The organism is Sphingobacterium endophyticum (assembly GCF_009733535.1).
Lineage (GTDB): Bacteria > Bacteroidota > Bacteroidia > Sphingobacteriales > Sphingobacteriaceae > Sphingobacterium > Sphingobacterium endophyticum.
Genome location: NZ_SMMI01000004.1, coordinates 444,385 through 466,116, shown reverse-complemented (window position 1 = coordinate 466,116; position 21,732 = coordinate 444,385). Strand labels below are relative to the sequence as shown.

General features: G+C 39.6%; 17 protein-coding genes. 13 read left to right on the top strand and 4 right to left on the bottom strand.

Translation table 11 applies throughout. The features are described 5' to 3' along the window. Positions 1–41: 41 nt before the first annotated feature. Positions 42–1,043 carry a tRNA (adenosine(37)-N6)-threonylcarbamoyltransferase complex transferase subunit TsaD gene (gene tsaD / locus E0Y80_RS07735; RefSeq protein ID WP_156307083.1) on the top strand — a complete coding sequence of 334 codons (1,002 nt, stop codon included), beginning with the start codon at positions 42–44 and terminating at the stop codon, positions 1,041–1,043. A gap of 367 nt (positions 1,044–1,410) precedes the next feature. Here tsaD and E0Y80_RS07730 read toward each other — a convergent pair whose 3' ends face one another. Next, positions 1,411–2,709: an energy transducer TonB family protein gene (locus tag E0Y80_RS07730; RefSeq protein WP_156307082.1), complete on the bottom strand. Its 1,299-nt coding sequence runs from the start codon at positions 2,707–2,709 to the stop codon at positions 1,411–1,413. Further along, positions 2,702–3,277, bottom strand: coding sequence for an RNA polymerase sigma factor (locus E0Y80_RS07725; RefSeq protein ID WP_156307081.1), 576 nt, complete (start codon positions 3,275–3,277; stop codon positions 2,702–2,704). The genes E0Y80_RS07730 and E0Y80_RS07725 overlap by 8 nt, the downstream gene beginning before the upstream one ends. A 79-nt stretch (positions 3,278–3,356) precedes the next feature. Here E0Y80_RS07725 and E0Y80_RS07720 point away from each other — a divergent pair, with 79 nt between their 5' ends. After that, complete coding sequence (locus E0Y80_RS07720) at positions 3,357–5,225, top strand: vWA domain-containing protein (protein WP_156307080.1); 1,869 nt, start codon at positions 3,357–3,359, stop codon at positions 5,223–5,225. A gap of 38 nt (positions 5,226–5,263) precedes the next feature. Here E0Y80_RS07720 and E0Y80_RS07715 read toward each other — a convergent pair whose 3' ends face one another. Both E0Y80_RS07715 and aspS read right to left on the bottom strand, forming a co-directional pair. After that, entirely contained in the window at positions 5,264–6,649 is a 1,386-nt protein-coding gene (locus tag E0Y80_RS07715) for a LutB/LldF family L-lactate oxidation iron-sulfur protein (RefSeq protein ID WP_156307079.1), read from the bottom strand. Positions 6,650–6,843: 194 nt separating this feature from the next. After that, positions 6,844–8,598, bottom strand: coding sequence for an aspartate--tRNA ligase (gene aspS, locus E0Y80_RS07710; RefSeq protein WP_156307078.1), 1,755 nt, complete (start codon positions 8,596–8,598; stop codon positions 6,844–6,846). A gap of 575 nt (positions 8,599–9,173) precedes the next feature. On the opposite strand from aspS, the gene mraZ reads away from it, so the two are divergent. From mraZ to E0Y80_RS07655, 11 genes are read left to right on the top strand one after another with little or no spacing between them, the layout of a single operon-like run. After that, entirely contained in the window at positions 9,174–9,644 is a 471-nt protein-coding gene (gene mraZ, locus E0Y80_RS07705) for a division/cell wall cluster transcriptional repressor MraZ (protein ID WP_156307077.1), read from the top strand. Next, the gene (gene rsmH / locus E0Y80_RS07700; protein WP_156307076.1) at positions 9,637–10,548 is read left to right on the top strand and encodes a 16S rRNA (cytosine(1402)-N(4))-methyltransferase RsmH; all 912 of its coding nucleotides are present in this window, start codon (positions 9,637–9,639) and stop codon (positions 10,546–10,548) included. Before mraZ ends, rsmH begins: the two co-directional genes overlap by 8 nt. 12 nt (positions 10,549–10,560) lie before the next feature. Next, positions 10,561–10,971: an FtsL-like putative cell division protein gene (locus E0Y80_RS07695; RefSeq protein WP_156307075.1), complete on the top strand. Its 411-nt coding sequence runs from the start codon at positions 10,561–10,563 to the stop codon at positions 10,969–10,971. A 19-nt stretch (positions 10,972–10,990) separates the two neighbouring features. Next, the gene (locus tag E0Y80_RS07690; protein WP_156307074.1) at positions 10,991–13,117 is read left to right on the top strand and encodes a penicillin-binding protein; all 2,127 of its coding nucleotides are present in this window, start codon (positions 10,991–10,993) and stop codon (positions 13,115–13,117) included. Positions 13,118–13,119: 2 nt separating this feature from the next. Continuing rightward, a complete protein-coding gene (locus E0Y80_RS07685) occupies positions 13,120–14,577 on the top strand; it encodes a UDP-N-acetylmuramoyl-L-alanyl-D-glutamate--2,6-diaminopimelate ligase (RefSeq protein WP_156307073.1) in 1,458 nt (485 codons plus the stop codon). A gap of 5 nt (positions 14,578–14,582) precedes the next feature. Beyond that, a complete protein-coding gene (gene mraY / locus E0Y80_RS07680) occupies positions 14,583–15,827 on the top strand; it encodes a phospho-N-acetylmuramoyl-pentapeptide-transferase (protein ID WP_156307072.1) in 1,245 nt (414 codons plus the stop codon). 2 nt (positions 15,828–15,829) lie between these two features. After that, positions 15,830–17,203 (top strand): UDP-N-acetylmuramoyl-L-alanine--D-glutamate ligase, encoded by a 1,374-nt coding sequence (murD, locus tag E0Y80_RS07675; protein WP_156307071.1) that lies wholly within the window; start codon positions 15,830–15,832, stop codon positions 17,201–17,203. A gap of 15 nt (positions 17,204–17,218) precedes the next feature. Then, the gene (locus E0Y80_RS07670) at positions 17,219–18,412 is read left to right on the top strand and encodes an FtsW/RodA/SpoVE family cell cycle protein (protein WP_156307070.1); all 1,194 of its coding nucleotides are present in this window, start codon (positions 17,219–17,221) and stop codon (positions 18,410–18,412) included. Positions 18,413–18,423: 11 nt separating this feature from the next. Next, positions 18,424–19,524: an undecaprenyldiphospho-muramoylpentapeptide beta-N-acetylglucosaminyltransferase gene (gene murG / locus E0Y80_RS07665; protein ID WP_156307069.1), complete on the top strand. Its 1,101-nt coding sequence runs from the start codon at positions 18,424–18,426 to the stop codon at positions 19,522–19,524. A gap of 5 nt (positions 19,525–19,529) precedes the next feature. Next, on the top strand, positions 19,530–20,888 hold the full coding sequence (gene murC, locus E0Y80_RS07660; protein ID WP_156307068.1) for a UDP-N-acetylmuramate--L-alanine ligase: 1,359 nt from the start codon (positions 19,530–19,532) through the stop codon (positions 20,886–20,888). Then, positions 20,878–21,708 carry a cell division protein FtsQ gene (locus E0Y80_RS07655; RefSeq protein WP_156307067.1) on the top strand — a complete coding sequence of 277 codons (831 nt, stop codon included), beginning with the start codon at positions 20,878–20,880 and terminating at the stop codon, positions 21,706–21,708. The genes murC and E0Y80_RS07655 overlap by 11 nt, the downstream gene beginning before the upstream one ends. Positions 21,709–21,732: the final 24 nt, after the last annotated feature.

The window sequence follows — 21,732 nt, the reverse complement described above, 5'->3', positions numbered from 1 at the left end:
TTTTGATACTTTTGTAAATTAAAATTTATACTTCTCTCAAAATGGCCATTATTCTAGGAATAGAATCTTCATGTGATGAAACTTCGGCCTCTATATGTATAGACGGCGAAATTAAGTCAAATATTATTGCTAGTCAAGCAATTCATGCTAAATATGGGGGTGTGGTTCCTGAGTTAGCTTCTCGAGCACATCAACAAAATATCATTCCCACGGTAGACCAAGCTATCGCTGCTGCTAAAATACGGAAAAATGATGTAGATGCAGTAGCTTTTACGCGTGGCCCCGGACTTTTAGGTGCTTTATTGGTAGGAACTTCATTTGCAAAGTCTTTCGCTCTTGCTCTGGATATCCCTTTGATAGAAGTAAATCATATGCAGGCGCATATTTTGGCACATTTTATCGATAATCCAAAACCAAATTTCCCATTCTTATGCCTTACAGTTTCTGGCGGACATACCCAGATCGTATTGGTAAAAGATTATTTTGAAATGGAATTGCTGGGTGAAACTCTCGATGATGCTGCCGGCGAAGCCTTCGATAAGACAGCGAAAATTCTGAACCTCCCATATCCTGGTGGCCCTTTAATTGATAAACATGCTCAAGAAGGTGATCCGAATGCATTTAAACTTCCAGAACCTCAAATTCCTGAACTTAATTTTAGTTTTTCAGGTCTAAAAACTGCCATTCTTTATTTAGTACAGGATGAAATAAAAAAGAACCCCAATTTTTTGGAAGAGAAAATGGACGACCTCTGTGCATCTGTCCAAAGCCGTATCGTTTCCATTCTGCTAAATAAACTTAAAAAAGCCGCAAAATTAACCGGTGTTAAGGATATCGCAATCGCAGGTGGCGTGTCAGCAAACTCCGGCCTCCGAAACAGCCTTATCGAAATGGGCCAAAAATATAATTGGAATGTCTTTATCCCAAAATTCGAATACTGCACCGACAACGCTGCCATGATCGCAATCGCCGGATACCAAAAATTCCTCAAAAAAGACTTTATCAGCCAAGACGTCGCACCTCTTGCTAGGATGAAGGTGTGAGATAGTATATAGTAGTTAGTAGTTAGTATTTAGTAGTTAGACAAAAGACAAAACGGCTATTAACATGTCACTCCTACGGAGTTGTTTTGGAATTAACGCTTATTCCAGACCCGCAGGGTCTGGCTATAGATATGCCATCCCGATGGGATTTTAAGCTAAAGACAATAGACGGTTGATAGTAGATATTTGAAAAAAGACATATGTCCATCCCTAAATAGAGTTGACCGGTTTTATACTTTTGGCATTTTTATCAAATAAAGTTAAAATGGGTTTGGGGATTTGGAGACATCAGATATTAGAACCTTGTCCAGATTATTAGATTAATCTTGACGGATTCCAGTTCTAAATACTAACTACTTACTACTAACTACTCCTTACGGCCAAAATCCACCCTCACTTCAATTTTCTTTCCGTCATTGCCTTTTTTCCAGTCGGGACCATTTTGGATGATTTGTATGGCCTTTTGGTTTAGGTCGGGATTGCTAGATTTTTTGACCGTAATATCTATTGGTCTTCCGAAGGAATTAATATCGAATACAAGAGTGACGGATCCTTTTCCTAATAAGGTTTGATAGGAATTGTCGTTGATATATTTCTTATAGGCAACCCAACCTACTAGTGGTTCGGATTTGAATTTTGATGCTTTACCAGCATATCCCACCACAACAACTTCATCCAACTGATCAAAATTAGGTTTTAATTGTACGATTTTATTGTTGCTTGCTATGATTTCTTGCTGTTCGTAGCCAAGGGATAGTACTTCCAGTTTCTGATTATCAGAAGTTAGTGGCATTACATATTGACCGGAAGAATCGGTCATGACCACATCGTTGGTTTTAATATCGCGCACAGATGCACTGACAATTGGTCTTCCTGATTGGCGGTCCAATACACGGCCAGTAGCAAGTTTTTTAACATCCTGTAAGGAACTAACTCGATTAACATTTACTCCTGCTGCCCGCCCTGCTAATTGTTCGGCAGCTAAATTATTACCATTCAATAAAATTACATCCGAACTTGCAGACCTTTTATATTGGGGGGTATATGCAACCCTGTTATCATATTTATTATGAAATGAACTCGTATCTGCCTTAGGAACCTCTCTTAAAAAGACCTCTTCGCGGTCAGCTAAAATATCTTCCACAGTCTTTTTCTTGCTAGAACTGCTTATTTTTTTGTCCGATTGCAAAACTTGATCTTTTGATGGTAATTGAGCCTCCGGAGTTGCCATGGCTATTAACTGATCTTCCTCAGTACGTCCTTCAAGACTGTCAACATTGATACTGTTTAATGTTGTGTCCGTGGCTGGTTCTGATTGATCGACCGATGCCGCTTCCATCGTCATTTCAACCTTATTTTGATCATCTCGATTTAAATACCAAATTGCTCCAATCCCAAGGGCTAATAAAAGTGATGCAGCAATCGATAGGAAACGATAGGATTTTATTGAACGGATCTTTGCAGGATGAGTTCGCTCATAAATTGCAGAATGAATCTCTGAAATATCCAACTCGGATTGTAGTTCTTTTTCTTCTTCCAATCCTAAAATAATGTCCATCAATAGCTCATCCTCATGCGAAGCTTTTTCAATAGCATACATCTCGGAGCTAGTCAATTCTCCGTTAACGTATTTGCGTAAATATGCTATGTCAAAATTCTTAATCATGAGAATTCCTTTCCATACAGTTTTTTAAATTCCTTTTGCCGTTTTGAATATAGCTCTTAACATCATTCATGCTATATCCCGTCAATTCTACCACTTCTTTGTAGCATTTCTGTTCAATAAAGAACAATTGAATGCTCATTTTCTGTTTCTCGATTAACGTTTCTAAACAGCTTTCTAATCTCAATAACTGTTCCTCCCTTTCTTGATAATTTTCCTCTTGATGCAAGTTCATTGAAAATTCCACAAAATTATCTGTAACAATTTCTGTCTTATTTTTGGCCGATCGGAGGGACATCAGACAATGATTCTTACTGACCACATAGAGCCAACGGGGGAAGTCTTGAATTTCTTGCTTTTTTACTTTTTCGATGAGCTCTTCAAAGATTTGCATAACCGCATCTTTACTTCGTTCTGGTTCCTTAAAATAGCGTAAACACACATAATAGACCATTTCACTATGCCTTTGATAGAGGTCGCCAAGAGGGCCTAGGTCGCCATCCTGTAGGTACTCCTTTAGTAGATCTTCATCTGTTAGATTCTTCTGTTTTGACAAGGTCCTCGTGCTCATTTACTGCCGAAAAATAATTTTTTTTTCTCGTTTATGGAAATTTGATTTTTTCTGCATCCCTTGTCAAAATTTACTAATCATGAACAAAATATTCGCTTTTATAGTCCTTTTGTTTACTCTAGGAAGTAATGGACTAGCTCAGGAAAGAACAATTAAAGGTACCGTAAAAGATAATGATACCAAGCAAGCCCTTGCAGGTGTGGTGGTTACGGTTGACGGTAAATCCAACAAGGCTGCAACTGATCAGCAAGGTAATTATATCATTCAGGCAGAAAACTCCGATTTCATAACCTTTAACTATGTGGGTTATGCTGAACAAAAGATTAAAGTAGGTCACAAAAAAGAAATAAATATTTTATTAAGGCCCAAAGAAATGCTTCTGGATGAGGTCGTTATTGTTGGAAGTTCCCAAAACAATAAGACGGTTTCGATGAATCGGGCACAAGTTCTTCAAGGTAAAGTAGCCGGTGTTCATGTTGGTTATGAAAGAAGGATCATGCCTAGGCCATACCAAGATTCAAATACAGAAAGTTATGATAGGTTTGAAGAAAATGGATTTATCTCTCCAAAAAAGGAAGCCCTTTCTACTTTTGCGGTTGATGTGGATGCGGCTTCTTATAGCAACGTTAGAAGAATGATCAATTCCGGACAATTGCCTCCAAAAGATGCTGTAAGGGTAGAGGAGATGATAAATTATTTTCAGTATAACCTGCAAGGGCCTCAGAATTCAGACCCTGTTAAAATCTATACGGAACTATCTACCTCTCCTTGGAACAAAGAGCATCAATTGATGCGCATTGCCTTAAAGGCCAAAGATATCCCAAAGGAAAACCTAAAGGCTTCTAATTTGGTGTTCTTAATTGATGTTTCAGGATCGATGATGGCTGCAAATAAATTGCCTTTGGTTCAATCCTCTCTTAAATTATTAGTCGATCAACTCAGGGCTGAAGATAAAGTAGCAATCGTTACTTATGCTGGTAATGCATCCGTTCATTTGGAAAGCACCAAAGGTGACCAAAAAATGAAAATTAAAACCGCTATTGATGAGCTAACTGCAGGTGGTTCTACAGCAGGTGGGGCAGGAATTAAAAAAGCATATCAAATCGCTCGTCATAACTTTATTAAAGCAGGGAATAATCGGATTATCCTAGCTACTGATGGTGATTTTAATGTGGGTGAATCTAGTGATGAGGCAATGGAAGATTTAATAGCTAAGGAACGTGAAAGCGGTGTTAACCTGACTGTATTAGGATACGGAATGGGAAATATTAAGGATAAAAAAATGGAAATATTAGCAGACAAAGGCCGCGGTAATTATGCCTACATCGATAATATTTCAGAAGCACGCAAAGCAATGGTGACGGAATTTGGGGGGACTTTATTTACTGTTGCTAAGGATGTGAAAATTCAAGTAGAATTTAATCCTGCATATGTTCAAGCCTATCGCTTGGTTGGATATGAAAACCGGTTAATGGATGCTGAAGATTTTAATAATGATGCTAAAATTGGCGGTGATATGGGAGTAGGACATACAGTGACCGCTATCTACGAAGTAATTCCAGTAGGTGTTAAAAGTTCCATTATTGGAACTGTCGATAAATTGAAATATCAAGAAACTGACAAGCCTAATTTAGGTTCTAAAAATGGAGAATTAGCAACAGTAAAATTCCGCTATAAAGATCCCCAATCTGAAAAAAGCCAATTACAGCAAACTGTTGTTAAAAATAATGTACATGCATTGGATGCCGTTTCTGAAGACTTTCGTTTTGCAACTGCCGTAGCAGAATTTGGAATGTTGTTGCGTAACTCAAGCTATAAACAAAACTCTAGTTTTGAGAATTTGATTGCTAGAGCTAAAGCTGCAAAAGGAAAAGACGATGAAGGATACAGAGCTGAGTTTATTAGAATGGCAGAAGATAGTAAGTCTATTCTGGATTCAAATAAATAGAAGAAAAAAGAGACGCCGAAAGGCATCTCTTTTTTCTTCTATTTATCTTTTTGCTTTTCTTTCCATTGTTGGGTGAAAGATTTATCCGCCAGTTTAGGCAGTTCGCGCTGATTGCCCCAGGCTTTTTTAAAGAAATTCCTTATAAAGAAGTTCTTTGTCTTCCCACCGAAGAAATCAATGATCTTTCTTTTTTGAATTGCCCATGTGAACATGCTCCAACCCTTTTTCTCAACAGATGTGACGATATCCTGCTGAACAGCATCCCTTCTGTTTAACAAGAGCATTTTTTGAATATCAATGCCAACCGGACAGACCTCAGTACATTTTCCACATAATGACGATGCATAACTTAAATGTTTAAATTCTTTCATCCCATTCAGATGTGGTGAAATTAAGGATCCAATCGGTCCTTGATAGGTTGTCTCATAAGTATGGCCACCAATATTTTGATAGATGGGGCAAACATTAAGACATGCTCCACAGCGAATGCAGTACAAGCCTTGTCTTTGATCTTTTTGTTCTAAAACATTTGTCCTGCCATTGTCCAACAAGATTACATACATCTCCTCGGGACCATCATATTCAGTATTCTTCCTCGGACCAGTTAAAACGGTATTGTAAACCGTTAGATTTTGTCCAGTGCCATGGGTTGATAGCAAGGGCCAAAATAAATCCAAGTCATTGATGCTTGGTAGGATCTTCTCAATACCGACAACGGCAATATGTACTTTTGGAAAGGTAGTAGTTAATCTTGCATTTCCTTCATTCTCGGTAATTGCAATACCCCCCGTATCGGCAAGTAGAAAATTAGCTCCTGTAATTCCAATGTCTGCAGTTGTATATTTTTCCCTCAGAATTTCCCGAGCTTTCATGGTCAGTTCCTCTGCCGATGCTTCCAAAGGCGTATCAAATTTCTCATGAAATAATTTAGCAATTTCCTCCAGGCTCAAATGCATGGCCGGCGTTACAAAGTGATAGGGTTTCTGACCCAATAATTGGATAATGAATTCGCCTAAATCGCTTTCGATGGTTTCAATTTGCTTAGATTCTAGGAAATGGTTGAGTTCAATTTCCTCTGTCGCCATTGATTTTGATTTCACAACCGATTTTGCCTGATGATTCTCCATAATGCGCCAAATTTCCTCACGGGCCTCGGCAGCATCATTTGCCCAAATAACCTTTCCCCCTCTAGCTGTAAAGTTTGACTCAAAGTCCAAAAGGTACCGATCTAAATTTTCGATAACCTTCCATTTAATCAAGTTCGCCTTTTTCTTGGAATTCTCTAAATCAAAAAACTTGCTTTTCCCCTTCTCAAAGGCAACCCCATACTTATCAATATTGTTATTGATAACTTGTCGATGCTGTAAATCAAATGATTTGGAAGCACTATCCTTCAAGAATTTATCTGCTACTGTCTGTGCCATAGGGATGTTCTGTCGCTTAATGCAAAATTAATTGTTGAATGTGAAAATCAACCAATTTTAAAGATAAAAAATTATCTGTTATTGATTGAAAAATGTGTATAAAATCCAAACTGTTTATAAAAAAGAAATACCTTAAATTAAAAAGAGCGATTACCCGAATTGGATAATCGCTCTTTACAAATCATGTTTTTCGATTATTTTTTTTGTTCAATTAAGCTAATGCTTAATTCATCCAATTGTTCTTTTGCAATATTTGCCGGAGCGTCGATCATTACATCGCGGCCAGAGTTATTTTTAGGGAATGCAATAAAATCACGGATTGTTTCTTGACCTCCAAGGATCGCTGTCAATCGGTCTAATCCGAATGCCAATCCTCCATGCGGTGGAGCGCCATATTGAAACGCATTCATTAAGAATCCAAACTGTGCTTGTGCTTGTTCCGGTGTGAATCCTAAATGCTTAAACATCAAGGCTTGCATGTCCTTATCATGGATACGGATTGAACCACCTCCAATTTCATTTCCATTTAAAACTAAATCGTACGCATTTGCCCTAACTTTTCCAGGATCGGTATCCAACAAAGGCATATCTTCTAATTTAGGTGATGTGAACGGGTGGTGCATGGCATGGTAACGCTCTGTTTCCTCGTCCCATTCCAACAGTGGAAAATCAACAACCCATAGGGGTGCAAATTCATTGGATTTACGTAAACCTAAACGATTGCCCAATTCCATCCGTAAAGCACTTAATTGTGCCCTTGTTTTATTGGCAGGACCAGAAAGAACCAAGATTAAATCTCCCGCTTGCGCGCCAGTAACTTCAGCCCATTTCGCTAAATCTTCTTGATCATAGAATTTGTCAACTGATGATTTGAATGTTCCATCCGCTTCACATTTGACATAGACCATTCCAGATGCCCCAACTTGTGGACGCTTTACCCAATCAACCAATTCATCGATTTGCTTTCTGGTGTAAGACGCTGCACTAGGTACAGCAATACCAACTACAAGTTCTGAGTTGTTGAATATTGCAAAATCCTTGTTTTGAGCTACGGCATTTAGCTCACCGAACTTCATTCCAAATCGGATATCCGGTTTGTCATTACCGTAGGTACGCATAGCTTCGTCAAATGTCATTCTTGGAAACTGATTGATTTCAATTCCGTGGATTGTTTTTAATAAGTGACGTGTCATCCCCTCAAAAACATTTAAAATGTCCTCTTGTTCAACGAAAGACATTTCACAGTCAATCTGGGTAAACTCAGGCTGTCTATCTGCTCTTAAGTCCTCATCACGGAAACATTTCACAATTTGGAAATATTTATCCATTCCACCCACCATTAACAGTTGTTTGAAGGTCTGTGGTGATTGTGGTAATGCATAAAATTGTCCTGGGTTCATTCGTGAAGGGACAATAAAGTCACGTGCACCTTCAGGAGTAGATTTTATTAGATAAGGAGTTTCGATTTCACAGAAATCTAAACTAGATAAATAATTTCTTACCTCTTGGGTCACTTTGTGACGGAACAATAAACTGTTTTTAACCGGGTTTCTGCGAATATCCAAGTAACGATACTTCATACGAATATCTTCACCACCATCGGTTTCATCTTCTATAGTAAAAGGAGGAAGTTTTGATTCATTCAAAATTTCCAAGTTGCTAACCTTAATTTCTATATCTCCTGTTGGGAGTTTTGGGTTTTTACTAGAACGTTCGATTACAGTTCCAGTCACTTTAATAACATACTCTCTGCCCAATTCACGAGCATGGCTGCGTAAAGACTCATCATCCTCACTGTTGAATGTTAACTGCGTAATTCCATAACGATCACGTACGTCTATGAAGGTCATTCCTCCTAAGTCACGTGATTTTTGTACCCATCCACTCAGGGTTACGGTTTTTCCTAAATCTTCAATTCTTAATTCGCCACAAGTATGGGTTCTGTGCATGATTATCTCAATTTTATTGACCTACAAAATTATTGCATTTATGCGAGAATAAAGAATATTAATCGAATAAGGTCCATATATAATGGGATAGGATATTTGGCAGGATTTCTAGGGTTTCTTTCAGGTTTGGAAGTAGTTTTGATCGTGTTTTGGTCGTGAATAGTCCGCACCTTATAAAGAACTTGTTATGACCTCGTCCGGAAAAATCCGGACGAGCTGTGGATTATGTCCTGATATGCTGCGGATGAGACACGAGCGAAACTCGACTAAAACCCGACCAAAACTGGGGGATGCCCCACTCTTCCTACACGTTCCTCCACTTTGCCCCACAAATGATGATTTTGGGGAATTCAATTCCTTAAAAACAAGGAATTTGACTTGGTTTTGAGCGGAAATTGCGAATCATTTTACAAAAGTTAATTTATTGTATTTCAATATTATTATGCGTTTTTGATGTATTAAACGGCTTTTTTGTGGCGGATATGCTATGTGGAAAACTTTTTTGTGGGGCATTGTGGGAGATTGTGGGAGAAAGTGTATACTTTTACATTAATATTAGAGTAGAAGTCAAGTAAATGATTCAATTAATCGGAGAATTCGAATGCAAGTTGGACACCAAAGGAAGAATGGTGGTTCCTGCAGCGCTCAAAAGGCAATTGCCTGATGTAGAGCGTGAAGGGCTTGTTGTGAATCGTGGTTTTGAGAAGAATTTGACGATCTATACGAAAGAGGAGTGGAGCAAAAAGATGCTTCAGTTGTCCAAATTAAACCAGTACAATGTGAAGAATAGAAACTTCATTCGTCAGTTTATGCGTGGGGCAACGGAATTATCTCTTGACTCAGCGGGAAGGGTTCTATTGCCAAAATCATTGTTGGAGTATGCGGGAATTCAAGGTGATGTGTTTATGCAATGTCAGTTTGATAAGATTGAGGTTTGGGCGAAAGATGAATATGAAAAAATGATGGACGGAGGTATGGATGATGACTTCTCTGCTTTGGCTGAGGAAGTAATGGGTGGATTTAACTTCGGAGACGGCAATGAGTAACGAGATTGGTTATCATGTTCCGGTTATGCTCCGGGAGTGTATTGAAGCACTAGCTATAAAACCAAACGGGATTTATGTAGATGTGACATTTGGTGGCGGCGGACATTCGAAAGAAATTCTGAAGCATTTGGGACCTGAGGGAAGATTGATCGCTTTTGATCAAGATCCTGATGCTATCAAAAATGCACTGCCTGATGAGAGGTTTACATTGATCCATCAGAATTTTAAGTTCTTAAAAAATTATTTACGTCTTGAAGGGGTGAAACAGGTTGATGGGATTTTAGCTGATTTAGGAGTTTCATCACATCAGTTTGATGCTGCGGATCGCGGTTTTTCTATCCGTTTTGATGCGGATCTGGATATGCGAATGGATCAGGTATCGGATTTGGATGCGCGTAAGGTGATAAATACCTATGCTGAGGAGGATTTGCACAGGATTTTCGGGATGTACGGTGAGATTCAAAATGCAAAATCGTTGGCGAAGACTATTGTTACGAGCAGATTGAGCAATGAAATCCAAACGGTAGCTGAGTTGAAGGGTGCAATTCAAAAGCTAGTGCCAAGAGGGAAAGAGCATAAGTATCATGCTCAGGTATTTCAGGCTTTGCGAATTGAAGTAAACAGGGAGCTTGAGGCATTGCAGGAGTTTTTAGAACAGACAGTTTCTGTTTTGAAGCCAGAGGGAAGATTGGTGGTGATGTCTTATCATTCCTTAGAGGATAGGTTGGTGAAAAATTTCCTGGCCAAAGGAAAGTTTAAGGGAGAGGTTGAGAAGGATTTTTTTGGAAATGAAATTAAGCCATTTAAAGTGATAAGTAGAAAAGCGATCGTTGCGTCGGAGGATGAGGTGAAGCAGAATAACAGAGCGCGAAGTGCGAAGTTGAGGATTGCGGAGAAAATATAGTAGCGTAGGAATATGGCAAAGAAAAATACTATAAAGCAAAAAGAGCTAAGTGAGGAAGTGCAAGAGGAGATGTCTGATGCATTGGAGGAGAAGGTCGAGGAGACCGAGAACTTCCTGAAAACCTTCTTTTCGCAGAAAAAGATTTCTACCTATTTAGTTGCTAAGAACTTGCCTTTTGTGGCATTTCTTGCCTTTTTAGGGTTGCTATATATTACGAACCGCCATTTGGCAGAAAATACTGTAAGAAGGATTGATAAGTTGGGTAGGGAGGTGAAGGAGCTGGGATGGGATTATAAATCACTGAATGCGGAGTTGATGAAATTGACAACCCAGACAGAGATTGCCAAACGTGCGGATACATTAGGTTTGAAAGAAAGAACCGAACCGCCAATTAAGTTAGAGATAGTAAGGGAAGTAAAATAAAATTAAGAAAAACCAAAAGATGAATATTAGGAAGTCCATATTAATTAGGGTGTACCTGGCGTTCGGCCTGATGGTTTTTGGTGCTTTAATGGTATTTGGCAAGTTATTGCACTTGCAATACGTGGATGGTGACAAGTGGAGAGAGATTGCGGATAGTTTGACGATCCGTGAGCGAGTGATTGAAGCTGCGAGAGGAAATATTTATTCCAATGACGGAAGTTTACTGGCTACTTCTGTTCCGGAATATGAAATACGGTTTGATGCGATGGCCATTCCATCCGAGCATAATGATATTTTCAATGCTCGGGTGGATTCTTTGGCCAATAAGCTTTCCACTTTTTTTGGAGACAAATCGGCTAGACAATACTTGACTCAATTAAAGGAGGCAAGGTCAAAAAAGATGCGTTACGTATTGATTAAACGTGATGTATCCCATCAGCAATTGAAGGTCTTGAAGACCTTTCCTTTGTTGAGGAATTTTAAAGAAGAGAAAGAAAGGTTCTCGAGTTCTTTGATAGCGGTAAGAGAGAATAAGCGTATTCTACCATTTACCAATCTGGCGGCACGTACCATTGGATATAAAAACAGTAAAGGTGATACGGTAAGAGTAGGGTTGGAAGGTGCTTATGGGGATTACATCGAAGGGAAAAGTGGTGTTCAGTTAATGCAGCGTATAGCAGGCGGTGTCTGGATTCCGGTGAACCGAGAGATTGAAGTTGCTCCTACGGATGGTTCAGATATCATTGCAACTATTGACGTGAATATGCAAGACATGGCACAGCGCGCATTGGAGAAGCAATTGATTCAGAGTAATGCTGATAATGGCTGTGTGGTATTGATGGAGGTTGAGACCGGTGAGGTTAGAGCCATTGCCAATTTTACGAGGGATAGTGAAGGTGTGTATAGGGAGAAGTTTAATTATGCAATTGCGCAGGGTGCTGATCCAGGTTCAACATTTAAAGTTGCTTCCTATTTAGTTGCACTAGATGATAATATGGTAGATACCAGTACGGTCATTGATATCGGAAATGGTACTTGGAAAGTTCCGGGGCATACTATTAAGGATTCACATCCGCCAAAGAAATCTAAAGTGACGATCAAGGAAGCATTTGAAGAATCCTCAAACGTAGGTGTTGCTAAGACAATTGGAACGCATTATGGTAAGAATCCAGAGAAATTCACTGGGAAATTACATGAATGGGGTATGGCTCAACCGTTAGGATTGCAAATTCCAGGAGAAGCGAATCCTTGGGTGAAAATGCCAGATAGTAGATCATGGAGTAAATTGTCATTGGTACAAATGGCTTATGGCTATGAGTTGAAATTGACTCCATTGCAAACTTTAACCTTGTTTAATGCAGTTGCTAATGATGGTAAAATGGTAGCTCCATTATTTGTAAAAGAAATTCAGCATTTAGGAACGACGGTAAAGAAATTCGAAGCACGTGTAATCAATAAACAGATTGCCTCGAAGGAAGCTGTTGGAAAAATGCAGAAAATGATGGAAGGCGTGATGACGGAGGGTACAGGTAAAAGATTGAGGAGTCCATTATATAGTTCTGCTGGTAAAACTGGTACAGCACAAATGGCAGATGGCGCGAAGGGATATGGAGCGAGGAGATACCAATCTTCATTTGCGGGGTATTTTCCAGCTGAAAACCCTAAATATTCAATGATTGTGGTTATCCGTAATCCAAGAAATGGATATTATGGAGGTTCTGTAGCAGGTCCAGTATTTAGAGAGCTGGCAGATATGGTCTACGCAAATGACCTAAGCTTACACAAAACCTTCAACAACCGCCAAGTAAATGTTGCAGGAAATAAAGTGCCTTATACATTGAAAGGATCGAAGGATGCAACAGCTAAAGTGTACCAAATGTTAGGTGTGCAATCAATTAACTGGAATTCGATAGTTGCTGCGGATAAAGATTCATCGAATCATACAGCTGAAGCATTTACAGTTTCAGAATTTAAAGAAGGAGTTGTTCCGAACGTAAAAGGAATGGGCTTGGTTGATGCGCTTTATGCGATGGAGAACGCTGGATTTAAAGCTACAGTCAGGGGAAAAGGAAGAGTGGTAAATCAATCATTGGTAGCTGGTCAGAAATTAAAGCCAGGTACGAATGTACTTATAGAATTAAATTAAATATGTTATTAAAAGAGTTGCTACATGCTATTCCGGTAATTGATTACCGTGGGTCTCTGGAGACAGAGGTTAGCTCGCTATGCCTGAATTCCAGGAAAGCTGCTAAGGGCAGTATGTTTGTGGCAGTTCGGGGGCACCAAACAGATGGGCATCTATTCGTTGGTAAAGCGATTGAATTAGGAGCGTCTGTTGTTTTAGTTGAAGAATTACCAGAAGATATTAAAGAGGATGTCGTATATGTACTAGTTGGAGATTCAGCATATGCATTGGGCGTCATGGCTTCAACATTTTATGGTAATCCATCCTCAAAAATTAAGTTGGTCGGAGTAACGGGTACTAACGGAAAGACAACCGTTGCGACCTTGCTTTTTAACCTGTTTACCAAATTGGGCTTTCATGTTGGATTGTTATCAACCGTACAGAATCAAATAGGTGATCGTGTTGTGGAAGCAACTCATACCACACCGGATCCGATCTCATTAAATTTCCTTTTAAAGGAAATGGTGGAAGACGGATGCGACTATTGCTTTATGGAAGTAAGTTCACATGCAATCGTTCAACAACGAATTGCAGGGTTAAAATTTGCCGGTGGGATATTCACCAACATTACACATGACCACTTGGATTTCCACGGCACTTTTGCAAACTATATCAAAGCAAAGAAAAAGTTCTTTGACGATTTAGACCGGTATGCTTTTGCATTGACCAACATTGATGACAAGAATGGAATGGTGATGCTACAGAATACATTTGCTCATAAGAAAACCTATGGTTTACATCAGATGGCGGACTTTAAAGCAAAGATATTGGAGAGCCATTTTGACGGCATGCTGTTGCAGGTTGATGGTCAAGAAGTGTGGGTGAAACTGGTAGGCGATTTCAATGCATATAATCTATTGGCTGTTTACGGAGCGTCCATATTATTGGAACAAGAAACTGTAAAAGTTTTAATGGCATTGAGTGAGATAACAGGAGCTGAAGGGCGATTTGATACAATGAAGTCGACAACAGGGGTTGTTGCAATTGTTGATTATGCACATACACCGGATGCAGTCGAAAATGTTTTGGAAACTATTGGGTCATTAAGAAAACCGGGTCAGCAGATTTTAACGGTTTTAGGATGTGGCGGCGATCGTGATAAGACCAAGCGACCTGAGATGGCGGAAGTTGCTGCAAGATTGAGCGATAAGGTGGTATTGACATCTGATAATCCAAGGACGGAGGATCCTGGGACGATTATCAGGGAGATGGAAGTTGGTGTTCCTGCAGACAAAAAGAAAAATGTTTTCTCGATTACCGATAGAAGAGAGGCTATCCGTGCGGCATTTCATTTGGCACAGCCAGGAGATGTGATCTTGGTAGCGGGGAAAGGTCATGAGAAATATCAAGATATCAACGGAGTAAAAAACCACTTTGATGACAAAGAGGAATTAATAAAGATTTTTAACGAACATAATTAAACTGCATGCTATACTATTTATTCACTTGGCTTAACGAGCACGTACATATACCAGGAGCAGGTTTGTTCCAATTTATCTCGTTTCGTACAGCCATGGCAGTTATCTTTTCGTTGATCATTACAACGGTTTACGGTAGCCGATTGATTCGTTTATTGCATCAAAAACAAGTAGGAGAAACGATTCGTGATTTAGGATTAGAAGGGGAGAAGAAGAAACAGGGAACTCCAACAATGGGTGGTTTGATCATCATAGCAGGTATTTTAATCCCAACCTTGCTTTTTGCAAAATTGGACAATATCTACATCATTCTGATGATTATCACGACGGTTTGGATGGGTGCGATTGGATTTTTAGATGATTACATAAAAGTTTTCCGCAAGAACAAAGAAGGGTTAGCGGGTAAGTTCAAGGTTATTGGGCAAGTGGGTTTGGGAGTTTTGATAGCGATTACCATGTATTTTCATCCGGAAATTGTAGCAAGACAGACGGTAGCAAATCCAACCTCTTCGAGACCGGTGGAGGTTATTATCAATCCGTCAACAGGCGAGAAAACTTACGCAGAGAATGTGAAGTCAACGAAGACAAACATTCCATTTTATAAAAACAATGAGTTCGATTACGCCAAAGTTTTGGATGTATTCGGTATCAATAGCCCAATGGCAACGTTCTTTGTATTCTTAGTTGTTGTTGTATTTATTATTACGGCAGTTTCCAACGGAGCAAATATTACGGACGGTATTGATGGACTGGCCACGGGTACCTCAGCAATTATGGGGATAACCCTAGCTGTTCTTGCCTATGTATCCGGTAACATCATTTTTGCCGACTACCTGAATATCATGTTCATTCCAAATTCTGGGGAGCTGGTAATTTTTGCAGGAGCATTTGTTGGAGCATGTACAGGATTTTTATGGTACAATGCCTACCCTGCGCAGGTATTTATGGGAGATACGGGAAGTTTGGCAATTGGGGGTATTATCGCTGCATTTGCAATCTTGATCCGTAAGGAATTGTTGATCCCTGTGTTATGTGGAATTTTCTTGATAGAGAATTTGTCGGTAATCCTACAAGTATCCTATTTCAAGTACACCAAGAAAAAATATGGAGAAGGAAGAAGGATTTTCCTAATGTCTCCATTGCACCACCATTACCAGAAAAAAGGTTACCATGAGTCTAAGATCGTGACCAGGTTTGTCATTGTGTCGATCATCTTAGCCATCTTAACCATCGTAACATTGAAAGTAAGATAGTCATGCCAAATATTGCACATACATATTACCCACAGTCTGGCCGCCTAGTAATTCTAGGTGCAGGAGAGAGTGGTGTTGGCGCGGCAATCCTTGGAAAGGATAAGGGATTTGATGTGTTTGTATCAGATATGGGGACAATAGCTGATACGTACAAGGCTACTTTGGAAAAAGAGGGGATATCATTTGAGGAGGGGCAGCATAGCAACAAGTTAATCGTCAATGCAGCACTGGTCGTTAAAAGTCCAGGTATTCCAGAGAAGGCTCCATTAATTAAGGAATTGAGAGGGCTAAACCTTCCGATTATTTCGGAGATAGAGTTTGCCGCACAATATACCGATGCAAAATTATTATGCATCACCGGGTCGAACGGAAAAACAACGACAACAATGCTGACCTACCACATGTTGAAGCATGCTGGTTTAAACGTAGGGCTTGCAGGAAATATTGGTAATAGCTTCGCGCTACAAGTTGCTAGAGAGCAACATGAGGCTTATGTTTTGGAAATCTCCAGTTTTATGTTGGATGATATGTACTATTTCAGAGCAGACGTAGCAGTGATATTGAACATTACGCCTGATCATTTAGATCGGTATGAATACAAGATGGAGAATTATGTGGCCTCAAAGTTCCGCATGGTTCAAAATCAAACTCCTTCGGATTACTTTATTTATTGTAAAGATGATCCTGAAACGATGGCAGCCTTGGAAAAGCATACAACAGAGGCTATGCATCTGCCATTTACACAAGAAGGAATAGTGGATGCGGGTGCGTATCTGGATGAGGACAAGAATTTGAATATTTTAATACCAAATAGAGAAGCTTTTATCATGAATATTGAAGAATTATCACTGCAAGGCAAGCACAATGTTTACAACAACATGGCTTCGGGACTGATTGCAAAGGTTCAAGAATTAAGGAACCAAACGATGAAGGAGAGCATGGGGTCATTTGTGAACGTAGAGCACAGGTTGGAACATGTAGCATGTATTGGAGGGGTTAATTATATCAATGATTCAAAAGCAACGAACGTGAATTCGGTATGGTATGCTTTGGAGAGTTTCTCAACAGAAATCGTATTGATTATGGGTGGCGTTGACAAGGGAAATGATTATGAGATGCTGAAAGACTTAGTTCGTTCAAAGGTTAAGGCTATCATTTGCATTGGTAAAGATACAGGTCGTATTCATGAGGCCTTTGAAGATGATACAGATGTCATTGTAAATAGTGCTTCTATGAGCGATGCAGTTCAGATTGCTTCTCATTTGGCTAAAAAAGGTGATACTGTATTGTTGTCGCCAGCATGTGCAAGCTTTGACTGGTTTAAGAACTACGAAGATCGTGGGGATAAGTTTAAGGAAGCAGTAATGACATTATAATTTTAAGGAGGAACAATGGAATACATTTTTTCTAAACTAAAAGGCGATAAATGGATTTGGATCATTGTGATCTTATTATCCATCTGGTCACTATTGGCTGTTTATAGTTCAGTAGGAACTTTGGCATACAAAGAAGGAAAAGGTACTGAATTGTACTTATTCAAGCATCTTTTTATTGTTGTTGCAGGTTTAGCATTGATGTATCTGTCTCATAAATTGGATTACCGTTATTATGCGGGTATTTCCAAATTATTGATGGTAATCACGATTCCGTTGTTGCTATATACCTTGGTATTTGGAAGTAAGGTAAACGAAGCGAGCCGTTGGTTGACCATTCCAGTGATTAATCAAACGTTCCAGACCTCCGATTTAGCCAAGTTGGCATTGATTACATTTTTGGCAAGGATGCTTTCTCGCAAACAGGAAGAGATCAAGGACGTAAAGAAATCCTTTATTCCGATTATGGGAGCAGTATGTTTTGTGTTTGTCCTGATTGCATGGGCGAACTTATCTACAGCATTAATGCTCTTTGGAGTAAGTGTTCTATTGCTTTTGATTGGCCGTATCAGTTTCAAACAGATCGCAGTGGTTTGTATGGGAGGTGGAGTTTTATTAATGCTGGTTATTTTCCTAGGGCCTAGGCGAGCAACTTATTTAAGTAGGATCCAGGGTTTCTTCAATACCGAGCAGGTCCATGACGGGAAAACTTCCTTTCAAGACGATAAAAACTATCAGGCAAACAACGCGAAAATTGCGATAGCGACTGGCGAGATGTTTGGTAAAGGAGTTGGGAACAGTGTTCAAAGGAACGTTTTACCACACCCTTATTCTGATTTTATCTTTGCAATTATCATAGAAGAATATGGTACGATAGGAGGGGCAGTTTTATTATTTCTGTATATCGCATTAATGTATCGGTGTATACGGATTGTGACGCTGAGTCCCCGGGCCTTTGGAGCTTTTCTGGCGGCCGGATTAGGATTCAGTTTAACCATACAGGCGTTAGCGAACATGGCTGTTGCCGTTGGTTTGGGCCCTGTAACAGGTGTTCCCCTGCCATTGGTCAGTATGGGAGGTACCTCCATCTTATTTACAAGTGTGGCATTGGGAATTATCCTGAGTGTGAGCCGTAATGTAGAAGAGTTAAAAGTTAAAGAAGAAAAAGAAGTTGTAAAGGCACCTCGCAAAGTCGTGGTAGGTACAATTTAATAATTGATTGAATGGCGCATCGAGTAATTATAAGTGGAGGCGGAACAGGAGGACATATATTTCCTGCGATTGCAATTGCTAATGCGTTAAAGAACATATCTCCGGATATTGAAATCTTATTCGTTGGAGCCAATGGGAAGATGGAAATGGACAGGGTTCCAGCAGCGGGATATGAGATTGTAGGTTTGGATATCGCGGGTATAAACCGTCAATCACCATTAAAAAATATTAGTCTTCCATTTAAGATGATTAAAAGCTTATGGAAGGCGAGGAAAGTTCTTAAAGATTTTAAAGCTGAGGCTGCTGTAGGAGTTGGAGGTTATGCATCAGGTCCATTATTGATGATGGCGAATATGATGGGATTGCCGACCGTGATTCAGGAACAGAATTCTTATGCTGGAGTTACCAATAAAAAATTGGGAGCCAAGGCGAAGAAGATTTGTGTTGCTTATGAGGGAATGGAGAAATTCTTTCCATCGGATCGGGTTTTGTTGACTGGGAATCCAATCCGTAAATCATCGGTTGCAATCGAGGGAAAACGCGAAGAAGCAATTCATGCATTTGGATTGGATCATGAAAAAAGAACTCTACTGGTTACAGGAGGGAGTTTAGGAGCATTGACCTTAAACGACAGCATTAAATCGGGTATTTCGGAACTAGTGGAAGCAGGGATTCAGGTGATCTGGCAATGTGGTAGCTATTACTACGAGAAATTGCAGGCTGAACTTGGAGAAAGCTTACCGGAATCAATCAAGTTGATGCCGTTTTTAGAGCGCATGGATTATGCTTACGCTGCCGCTGATGTGATTGTGGCGAGAGCAGGTGCAGGAACAATCTCTGAGCTATGTGTCATCGCAAAACCCGTAGTCTTAGTTCCATCGCCCAATGTGGCCGATGATCATCAAACAAAGAATGCAGATGCACTAGTTCAAAAGGATGCTGCATTAATGGTTAAAGACTCCGTTGCAAGGGAGAGCTTGGTACCAACCGTTTTAAATTTGTTTCAAGATGTATCTAAACAGAAGCAGTTAAGTGAAAACATAAACAAGCTTGCGTTGGCAGATGCTGATGAAGTAATTGCAAAAGAAGTATTGAGATTAATAGAGAAATAGAGGATATGAATATCGACAAAATAAAAAGAGTTTACCTACTGGGAATCGGAGGAATCGGCATGAGCGGATTGGCTCGTTATTTTAGTCGCATGGGTTGTGAGGTGGCAGGTTATGACCGCACGTCAACGGAACTTACAAGAACTTTGGAACAAGAAGGGATGCCGATTACATATTCGGATGAGGTAGAATCTATCCCTGCGGCATTTCAAGAAGCTAACGAGGAGACGCTTATTATCTTCACACCAGCAATTCCAAAGGACTTAAAGTTGAAGGCATTTTTTGTTGACCGAGGTCATGAATTATTTAAGCGTTCACAAGTATTAGGATTTATTTCTGCGAGCAGATTTACCATTGCTGTTGCAGGAACCCATGGAAAAACGACCACCTCAACGATGGTGGCGCATGTTCTTAAACATAGTGGATATGACTGTTCAGCCTTTTTAGGTGGTATCAGTACAAACTACCAGAACAATGTTCTTTTCGGAGATAATGATGTTGTTGTTGTGGAAGCTGATGAATATGACCGTTCATTCTTGACCTTACATCCAAATATCGCCATTGTCACTTCGGCAGATGCGGACCACTTAGATATCTATGGAGATCCTAAGGAGCTGATCGTGTCTTTTGAGATGTTTTTGGATAGAGTTGTTGATGGAGGTAAGAAAATCGTAAAGCTAGGTCTTCCCTTTACTGGGGATATTAGTTATGCAAGAGAGCAAGTATGTGATGCGTATGCGGAAAATGTTCGCGTAGAGAATGGAGAATTTTATTTCGACTACCATTCAGCGGATTTAACAATCAAGGATATACATTTAGGCATTCCTGGATTGCATAATGTTGAAAATGCAGTAGCGGCAATTACGGTAGCTAAACTATTGGATATATCAGCGGATAAGATTGTTGCTGCATTGTCAGCGTTCAGCGGAGTAAAACGTCGCTTTGAATATATCGTGAAGAATGACAATCAGGTTTACATCGATGATTATGCACATCATCCTGAGGAGTTGAGAGCATTTTTGACATCCATGAAAAAACTTTACCCAAATAAAAAATTGACGGTTGTTTTTCAGCCGCACCTGTTCAGTAGGACACGTGATTTTGTAGATGGGTTTGCGGAAGTATTGGCATTGGCAGATGAATTATTGCTGATGGAAATTTATCCAGCAAGAGAGTTGCCAATTCCCGGAGTTGATTCTACATGGTTGTTAGATAAAATTGAATTGGATAATAAACGCCTAGTTAGTCCCGAAGAAGTTTTGGAGATCGTGAAGAACGAAGAGCCGGAGTTATTGGTGACGGTGGGTGCTGGAGATATAGACAAATTGGTAAAACCTTTAAAAGAAGAATTGAACCATGTTAAATAGAATAAGAAATATACAATGGCGACAAGTAGGCTATTTTTTCTTAGGCTTGGTGGCAATCGTCGGGGTAGGTATGTTGATGAGTTTGGTCAACAAGAAGGATCAGGTTCAGGTATGTACAGCTTTGAAGGTTATGGTGGAAGGAAAAGAGACCTTTATCGACCAGAATGATATTTCTTCAATGATCAAGGAGAAGTTTGGGATTGTTGTAGGAAAGCAATTGAATGAGTTGCCATTACAGAAAATTGAAACCGAGTTGATGAAGTCACCTTATGTATCGGCAGCAGATGTTCACATGGACATGGATGGAACGATGCAGGTTGCAGTTCAACAGCGTGAGGTGGTTGTAAGGATTATCAATCAAGTAGGACAAGAATATTATGTTGATTCGAAAGGGAGCAAAATACCGGTTACTTTGAAGTATGTGCCCCATGTGATGGTTGCGAACGGCAATATTCGCGAAGGTTATAAAAAAGCTTTGGAGCCGGTTCAAAGTACGATGGTGAAAGACTTGGTAAAAATTGTTGAAGAAACCAAAGGCGATGAATTGTGGAGCAATCAGATTGTGCAGTTATATGTGAATGATGAGAAAGATATAGAGATCGTTCCAAGAGTAGGAAACCAACAATTAGTTATAGGCAATGCGGATTCATTGAGCTATAAATTGGATAGGTTAAAAAAATTCTATACCCATATTTTACCGAAAGTAGGGACGGATGCCTACAGCAAAGTGAATGTTAAGTATAGTGGGCAAATCGTTTGCGAGCGCAAGGGCGATTGGTTCATTGACAGTTTACAAATGAAAATAAATAAGAAGATTTAAGAAATAAATTACATACAGCATCAA